We start from the raw sequence: 7583 nt of genomic DNA, 5'->3' as shown, positions 1-7583 counted from the left end.
CCCCCCCCCCCCCCCCCCCCCCCCCCCCCCCCCCCCCCCCCCCCCCCCCCCCCCCCCCCCCCCCCCCCCCCCCCCCCCCCCCCCCCCCCCCCCCGCGGCCCGGCTCGCCGTCGTCGCGCTCGTGCTGGCCGGACTGCTCACCGGGCTCGGCCTGCTGGTGACCGGCCTCCTGCCGACCACCTGGCTGGGCCGGGTCGACCGCGGTGTCGTCGCCTGGTTCGTGGAGATCCGCAGCAGCGGGCTGACCACCGCCATGGAGACGGTGAGCTCCCTGGCCGGCACCCGGATCGTGGTCGCCCTGGGCCTCGTCCTGGCCACGCTGGCCCTGGCCGTGGTCGCGTGCTGGCGACCGGTCGTGTTCGTCACCACCACACTGGCCGGCGAGGTCGTCCTGTACTGGATCACCGCGCAGGTCGTCGACCGGGTGCGCCCGGCCGTCGCCGACCTCACCTCGGGTCTCCCGACCGGCGCCAGCTGACCCTCGGGTCACGCGGCCGCCGCCGCGGCCGCCTACGGCGCGGCCGCGGCACTCGTCCTCTCCTACGGGCGGGGACGCGGGGGCTGGGCGGTGCTCGCCCTACCCGTCGTCGTCGCGCTCGCCGTCGGGACCAGCCGGGTGTACGTCGCCGCCCACCACCCGACGGACGTCGTCGCCGGTCTCCTGCTGGGGGGTCTGTGGGTGACCGCCTGCGCCCGCCTCCTGCTCCCCCCGCCGGGGCGCGGTACCCGGGCCGGGGCGGGCACGCGGACGGCAGCGGAGACCCGGCGATGAAGGGACGGGCGGCCCTCGCCGCGGCCTCGGCGGCGGTGACTCTCATCGTCCTCCGGCTCCGCGGAACCCGGCACCTCACGAGCGGGCGGCACGGCGACCCGCGCGGTGTGCGCACCGAGGACGGCGTGTCGCTGCACGTCGAGCGAACCGGCCGTGTCGACGCGCCGGTGACCGTCGTCCTGGTGCACGGCCTGGCCGCCGACTCGTCGGTGTTCGACCCGCTCCGCACCGCGCTGCGGAGCCCGGTCCGGCTGGTCTGCTACGACCAGCGCGGGCACGGCCGCAGCGGATGGGCCGGTCCCCGGTCGGCCACCGTGCGCCGGCTGGGACGGGACCTCGGCCGGATCCTCGACGCGTGCACGGACACCGCACCCGTCGTCCTGGCGGGGCACTCGCTGGGCGGGATGGCGGTCCTGGCGCTGCTGCGCGAGCGCCCGGAGCTCCTCGGCGGGCGGGTGGCCGGCGTGGCCCTGCTGTCCACCACCGCGGATCCGATCGCCCGGGCCGGCGTGCTGCCCTCCGCGGTCCGCCTCGTCCTGCGAACCGGGCTCGGTCCGGTGGCCGCCCGGCTGCTGTGGCTGGGCGCTCCCGTGCTGCAGGGGGCCGGTCTGGTCCGCAGCCGGATCGGACGGCGGTGGCTGCGCAGGCGGCTGTTCGCCACCGGCCCGCCGGAACCCGCCGTCGCCGCGATGGTCGATCTCTGGGCGGCCACCCCGCTGGCGGTGGTGTCGGCGTTCCTGGCCGGCCTCGCGGCCTACGACGAGCACGCTGCCGTCCGCGTGCTGGGCCGGGTCCCCGTGCTGGTCCTCGCCGGTACCTCCGACGGCACCCTCGCGGCCAGGTCCGCCCGCCGGCTCGCCGACCGGGTCGGACCCGCGGCCCGGCTGGTGCTGGTTCCCGGCGCCGGCCACATGGTGCCCCTGACCCATCCCCGCGCGGTGGCCGCCGCGCTGCGCGCCCTGCTGGCCCGGGTCCGCGCCGGCACCGACGATCGGAGGGCATCGTGAGCCGCTGGCTCAAGCGGATCGGCGCCGCGCTCGGCATCCTGCTGACGCTGGTCCTCGCCTACGGGGTGTTCGTGGAGCCCCGCCTGGTCCTCGACGAGGTGCGCGCCGAGGTGCCGCTGCCCCGCGTCGGCGAGGAACTGGCGGGCACCGAGGTGGCGGTCGTCTCCGACCTCTAGCTGGGCATGTGGTTCGCCAACACCGGCATGGTCGAACGGGCGGTGGCCACCATCACCGCCGCCGAGCCCGACGTCGCCCTGCTCGGCGGGGACTTCGTCTACAGCACCGACCCCAGCATCGAGGCGCAGATCGACACCCTGCTCGAGCTGCTCGGCCCGCTGCTGGACTCCGGCATCCCGACCTTCGCCGTCCTCGGCAACCACGACCACGCCGTCGATGCGGCCGACGAGCTGACGACCGCGCTCGAGGGCGCCGGCGTGCCGGTCCTGCTCAACGAGGCCGCGCCGGTGCCCGGACCCGCGGGTGCGGACGGACCGGCGCTGCACGTCGTCGGTATCGGTCCCGACACCCCCGGCCTCGTCGACGTGGACCAGGCGCTGGCCGACGTGCCCGACGACGCCCCCCGCGTGGTGCTGGTGCACAATCCGACCGTCTTCCCGCAGCTGCCGCCGGGCAGCGCCCCGCTGACCCTCGCCGGACACACGCACTGCGGGCAGGTCGCCCTCCCCGGCACACCACGCTGGGCGTACCTGGCGCTGACCAGCGAGGAGCGGATCGTCGCCGACGGTTGGGCGCCGCCGGGCTACGGCGCGGCGGGCAACCGCATGTTCGTGACCTGCGGGATCGGCTTCAGCCTGGCCCCCATCCGGATCAACGCCCCGCCGCAGGTCGCCTTCTTCGAGCTGCGTCCCGGTGAGTGACCGGGCGCGCTCACCGTGGACCACCGCCCCCGAGAGATCCCTGCCCGCAGGCAGGTCCTCGGTCGGTCGTCGTGCCCCGGTGCCGCCGGACACCGGCAGGGAGCACCCGACACGAACGCCGAGACGCCCGTCGAGCTCTTCCTGCCTCCACGGTTCTCCGCGTGATGCGCCCGCTGACCGCGGTGGCCCGTCCCGTGCTCTCCACGCCGGTCGGCGGCGCCGACCCCGCGATCGGCACGCGGTGAGAACGGCCGAGCCGGCGCTGCTCGCTCGTCGGTAGCGGGGTACGGGCTGCCTCCGCCACCGGGAGTCACCGCCGAGGACGATCGGACGGACGGCGGCACCGGCACGGCCGCGACCGAGGCCGCCCGTGGTCGGCCCGCAGCCCGGCTCTCCGGTTGACCCGATACCCGATCGGTGCCGCGGGCGGATCCGGCGACCAGGAGGACGCGGTCCCGGCGACCACGGAGGCACCCGACCGCACGCGGTCGGGTGCCTCCGTGCCGAGGAGGGATGAGGCCGCCTCAGCGCCTGCCCGGGTGACTCAACGACGACGCGAGACGTCCTCCGTGATGACCGTGGTGTCGTCGGATCGGTCGATCGGGTCCCGATCGACGACGTGGTTGTCTGTCACGGTCACCCCCGCGGCCGGGGCCGCTGCGGGCGCAACGGTCCGCGGCTCGGAGTTGCGGCTGTCGCGCTCGGCCTCCACGACCGGGCGCCGCAGCTTGCCGCCGAGGATGCCCCCCAGTGCGGCCAGCACCACGCCGGCCAGCAGGGACCAGAAGCTCACCCACAGCGCCGACTCGACGGTGAACCCGCCGCCGGCCGTCCCCAGTGGTCCACCCACCGTCGCCTGACCGTCCTGCACACCGGCGCCCAGTTGGTCGGTGAGGTCGAGCGCACCCGGGACGACGGCGGTCAGGGACAGGACGAACAGCAGGGCCCAGGCGGTGAGACCGTTGGTCACCCCGGCCGCGACACCTCGCGGCCCGGAGAGGAGACCGGCGAGGAAGCCCGCCAGCATCAGGGCCGCGGCCGCGGTCACGCCGATGAACCAGCCGAGGTTGCCGCTGATCCAGCCGTTCCCGTCACCGCCGTCGACGCTGTAGGCCAGCGCCAGCCACAGGACGTTCATCAGGGCGAAGAAGCCCAGGGCGATGACCACCCCGGCGACCACCGGCCCCCACCGGACCAGGTCGGTGATCCGCCCGGGCGTCCGGACGTCCTGCTCGATGCTCGTGGCCATGCTGCTTCACTCCTCGGATCGTCGATCGGCGGAGCCGGCCGTCACGCCGGACCGGGCCCTCGGTGCGTGCGGGACATCCCGCCGGGCACCATCCATCGGCACCGACCCGTCCTCGTCGGGCGGCGCCGCGGCGGATTCGCCCGACGCCCCCCGTCGTCGACCGGCACTGCCTCACTGCAGGCGGCGAGGACAGCGGACACCGCCGCGGCGGCGACCCGGGCGGCACCCGGGCGCCTGCAGCTGCGAGGGGTGGGCGTCATGGCCTTCCTCCCGGGCTGCCGACCGTGGCAGGTGGACGGATCGGTGACACCGGTCCACCTGCCCGCCCTCGGAGCGGTCATCCGCTGTCCGGGAGGACCGTCACGCAGGCGTAACGCCAGTCAGCGCCGGCCCGACCAGCCGTCGCGCAATCGTCATCAACCCCGGCCCGGCACCCGGAGTCGTCGGGCCGATCACCTCGGCCAGGTGGGGCAGGTGCCGGACGGAGCCGACCACACCACCGCTCCGCTCAGGTCTCCGGGGTCAGCCGCAGCGGCGGTACCCCGACGACCTCGAAGGTCGCCGAGGCCAGGCCGATGCCGGCCTCCTCGAGCGCGGCGAGGACCTCCCGTGCCATCGTGTCCTTGACGTCGCGGACCCCGTACACCCCGGTCAGGAATCGGACGGTCAGTTCCAGCCAGTTGTCTGTCAACCGCCAGTACACCCGCGGTTCCAGGTCCGCCTCCCGGACGAAGTAGCGCTGCTGCATCGCGGCCAGCGCAGCCGCCGGCACGTCGTCGGCCGCGACGGTCTGCCGCCGGGCGGCGTCGAGCAGGATCTGCTCGGCGCGACCGCGGTCGTCGGTGTAGCGGATGGGGAGACTCAGCTCCTCCCACAGGTAGGGGAAGTCGCGGGTGTAGTTGTAGACCGCCTCGTCGAAGACCTTGTCGTTGGTGACCGTCACGACCCTGCCGGTGTACTGACGGCTCCGGACCCACTGCGCCGGGTCCGCGGGCTGCACGGCGGGGGGCTGCCCCATCTCCATGATGGTGGTGCGGATGAACCCCAGGGCGATCACGTCGCCCCGCACTCCGCCCATCGTGATCCGGTCACCGACGTTGAACGTCTCTCCCCGCAGGATCACCAGGTAGCCGGCGAGCGCGGTGATCACCTTCTACAGCGCGAACGCCAGGCCGGCGGTGACCAGCCCGATCCCGGTGGCCAGGCGGGCCGGGTCGTCGAACCAGATCGACAGGCCCCCCAAGAGGAGGGCGAGCGCAACGGCCAGGTTGATCCCCTGCCGGGACCAGAACCGCGCCTGCTCGTTGTGCACGCCCCTGAGCAGCAGACGGGCCGCGGCGCGGGCGAGCCAGCGCAGCACCAGGAGGACGACCACCAGCCCGGCGGTCAGCAGGACCTTGGTGCCGTTCTCCTCCGTCAGGAACAGCAGCCGGATCTCCTGACCGAAGACCTCGATGGTCATGTCACCGGAGTCTGGACGCCCTCCGCCCCGGCTGCCGGTCCGGCGGCCGGGGCGGACGTGACGGTCGTGTGACATCCCGGCCGATCCCGCGTCCGGCAGGACGGCGCGGGCAGCAAGACGGTGTGACCGGCCCGCCGCCAGCGGGGCCCCGACCATGCGAGAGGGAACGGTCATGCCGGCGCCCGCAGCCACGACCGGCCAGCCGGACTGGCTCCGAGGTCGCCCGCGGGGGCGCCGGGGCCTTCCCAGACGACGCCCGGAGGTATCGATGACCCATCGAGCGACGCGCGCGGCCCGCGCCCGCGCGTCCGTCCTGGCCGCCTGTGCGCTGCTGGCGGTGACCGCCTGCGGTGACCGCCTGGACGAGGACGCACCCCTCGAGGAGCCCGGCCAGGAGGTCGACGGCGGCGCGGTCGGGCCCGACGTCCGGGTCGGCGACGACCTCGCCCTGGCCCAGGTGCAGCTGGAGTACCCGCTCGATGGCGTGTACGAGGAGGGCGAGGACGCCCGCCTGTTCCTGGCGATCACCAACTCCGGCGGCGAGCCGGCCTCGCTCGTCGACGTCAGCGGACCGGACTTCGGCGGGGTCCGGGTCGAGACCGAGGACGGCACCGGCCTGCCGCTGCAGGTGGACGCCAACGACGACCTCTACATCGGCGCCGAGGGCCCACCCGACATGACCCTGCTCGACCTCGACCGGTCGCTGCGCTCCTCGCAGTCCATTCCCGTCACCTTCACCTTCGCCGAGGCCGGCGAGGTCACCGTCGACGTGATGGTCTCCGCGGAGGGACAGAACCCCCAGCCGCCCTACGACTTCCCCAACGACGACCCCGACCAGGACCCCACCGAGGACGACGCGCCGGCGGCCCGTGACCCATCAGGACCTGGGCCGTCGGCTCCGGCCTGACGAGCGCCACGGTCGAGCCGTCCGACCACCGGAGAGCGAGGAGCCACGTGACCTCGGTGCTGGGTGCCGTCGACCGATCCCGGCTACGGCTGCTCGACGGGCTGGTGCTCTGCTGGGTCGTCCTCTGGGTCGTCCTCGGCGCATGGACCGGCCACGAGGTCGGCCGGCTGACCTCGCTGAGCGACTCGGCCGAGGCCTCCGCCCGCGCCGCCGACCGGGCCGGTGAGGCACTGCAGTTCCTGCGGGGCCTTCCCTTCGTCGGCGCCGACACCGGAGCGCTGGGTGACGAGGTGCGGGCCGCGGCACAGGAGGTGTCGGCCGGCGCGGCGGACCTGGAGGTCACGGTGCAGCGGCTGGGCGTGCTGCTCGGCGTCGCGATCGCGCTGCTCCCGCTGACCCCGGTGCTGTGGTCCTACCTCCCGGCCCGCCTCGCCCATCGGGCCGACGTCGGTGCCCTGCGACTCAGGTTGGCCTCGTCACCCCCGGACGAGGGTCTGCGGGCGTATCTGGCCCACCGTGCCGTCGACCGGCTGCCCTACCGGCACCTGCGGACGCTGACCGACGACCCCGTCGGCGATCTGGAGGCCGGTCGTCACGACGTCCTCGCCCGCGCGGAACTCGACCGGCTCGGGCTGACGGCCCATCTGCGGGAGGCCCCGGCGGCCGCGCGGAGCTGACCCCGGCGTGAGGTCACCGCGGCAGCGGCCGGCGCGCTCGTCCCGCCGGCCAGTGGCACCGCTCACCTCCGCGGACCCGGCGGGTACACGCTCCGTGGCTGGTCCATCCGTGAACCCGTCAGGAGCCTGCGAAGGAGCGGTAGCCGTCGTCAGGGGCCAGCGGCGGGTCGTACCCGGCAGCGCCCCTACGACCGGGCGTGCTGGCACTGCGGCGCAGCCGCCGGTCAGCGGCGCAGCGGTTCGACGTAGCGGCCGTCGAGGTGCAAGGCGCTGCGAGCGCTGAGGCCGAGCTGCGCGTAGGCCACGGAGACGACCGCCACGTGGTCACCGACGGCGAAGTCGACCGCCTTGTCGCGGGCGACCATGCGGTCCTCACCGACTTCACTCCCGTCGAGGGTCACCACGATCTCGCCCGTCAGCGTGTCGTGGCGGACCTCGATGTCGCGCTGGCGCCCGTCCAGGGTCACTCGCCAGGCGTTGTCGGCCTCGCTCATCGCTCTCCGTCCTCTGCAGGGTGTCCTCGGGGGCTGTGGCGTACGGACCGCGCTCCGGCGGAGGTCGGCTGCGGCACGAGCCCCGACCTCGGTCTCCCCTGCGCGCCGCGGCGGCAGCCGGCGGGTCCCGACGTCGC

10 protein-coding genes and 1 pseudogene are annotated in these 7583 nt (G+C 75.0%); 7 read left to right on the top strand and 4 right to left on the bottom strand.

The window, feature by feature from the left end; translation table 11 throughout:
* Positions 1-121: 121 nt before the first annotated feature.
* From ACI79V_RS19045 to ACI79V_RS19025, 5 genes and pseudogenes are all read left to right on the top strand, one after another.
* Positions 122-478, top strand: coding sequence for a hypothetical protein (locus ACI79V_RS19045; RefSeq protein ID WP_456891729.1), 357 nt, complete (start codon positions 122-124; stop codon positions 476-478).
* Between the two features lie 12 nt (positions 479-490).
* Positions 491-772 (top strand): annotated as a pseudogene (locus tag ACI79V_RS19040) (phosphatase PAP2 family protein); the annotation flags it as partial.
* Positions 769-1779 carry an alpha/beta fold hydrolase gene (locus ACI79V_RS19035; RefSeq protein WP_456891727.1) on the top strand — a complete coding sequence of 337 codons (1011 nt, stop codon included), beginning with the start codon at positions 769-771 and terminating at the stop codon, positions 1777-1779. The pseudogene ACI79V_RS19040 and the gene ACI79V_RS19035, both read left to right, overlap by 4 nt.
* On the top strand, positions 1776-1955 hold the full coding sequence (locus ACI79V_RS19030) for a hypothetical protein (RefSeq protein ID WP_456891725.1): 180 nt from the start codon (positions 1776-1778) through the stop codon (positions 1953-1955). The genes ACI79V_RS19035 and ACI79V_RS19030 overlap by 4 nt, the downstream gene beginning before the upstream one ends.
* Before the next feature lie 6 nt (positions 1956-1961).
* On the top strand, positions 1962-2657 hold the full coding sequence (locus tag ACI79V_RS19025) for a metallophosphoesterase (protein WP_456891723.1): 696 nt from the start codon (positions 1962-1964) through the stop codon (positions 2655-2657).
* Positions 2658-3201: 544 nt separating this feature from the next.
* On the opposite strand, the gene ACI79V_RS19020 is transcribed toward ACI79V_RS19025, so the two are convergent.
* The 3 genes from ACI79V_RS19020 to ACI79V_RS19010 form a co-directional block, all read right to left on the bottom strand.
* Complete coding sequence (locus ACI79V_RS19020) at positions 3202-3906, bottom strand: hypothetical protein (RefSeq protein ID WP_456891721.1); 705 nt, start codon at positions 3904-3906, stop codon at positions 3202-3204.
* 508 nt (positions 3907-4414) lie between these two features.
* On the bottom strand, positions 4415-5056 hold the full coding sequence (locus ACI79V_RS19015) for a mechanosensitive ion channel domain-containing protein (RefSeq protein ID WP_456891719.1): 642 nt from the start codon (positions 5054-5056) through the stop codon (positions 4415-4417).
* A gap of 3 nt (positions 5057-5059) precedes the next feature.
* Positions 5060-5368, bottom strand: coding sequence for a hypothetical protein (locus ACI79V_RS19010; RefSeq protein WP_456891717.1), 309 nt, complete (start codon positions 5366-5368; stop codon positions 5060-5062).
* A 268-nt stretch (positions 5369-5636) separates the two neighbouring features.
* Between ACI79V_RS19010 and ACI79V_RS19005 the strand changes: the two genes are divergently transcribed.
* Complete coding sequence (locus ACI79V_RS19005; protein WP_456891715.1) at positions 5637-6275, top strand: hypothetical protein; 639 nt, start codon at positions 5637-5639, stop codon at positions 6273-6275.
* A gap of 47 nt (positions 6276-6322) precedes the next feature.
* Complete coding sequence (locus ACI79V_RS19000; protein WP_456891713.1) at positions 6323-6952, top strand: hypothetical protein; 630 nt, start codon at positions 6323-6325, stop codon at positions 6950-6952.
* Positions 6953-7176: 224 nt separating this feature from the next.
* On the opposite strand, the gene ACI79V_RS18995 is transcribed toward ACI79V_RS19000, so the two are convergent.
* Complete coding sequence (locus ACI79V_RS18995; protein WP_456891711.1) at positions 7177-7446, bottom strand: hypothetical protein; 270 nt, start codon at positions 7444-7446, stop codon at positions 7177-7179.
* Between the last annotated feature and the right edge of the window lie 137 nt (positions 7447-7583).

The organism is Geodermatophilus sp. SYSU D00700 (assembly GCF_054050255.1).
This window is presented reverse-complemented; position numbering and strand designations above follow the sequence as displayed.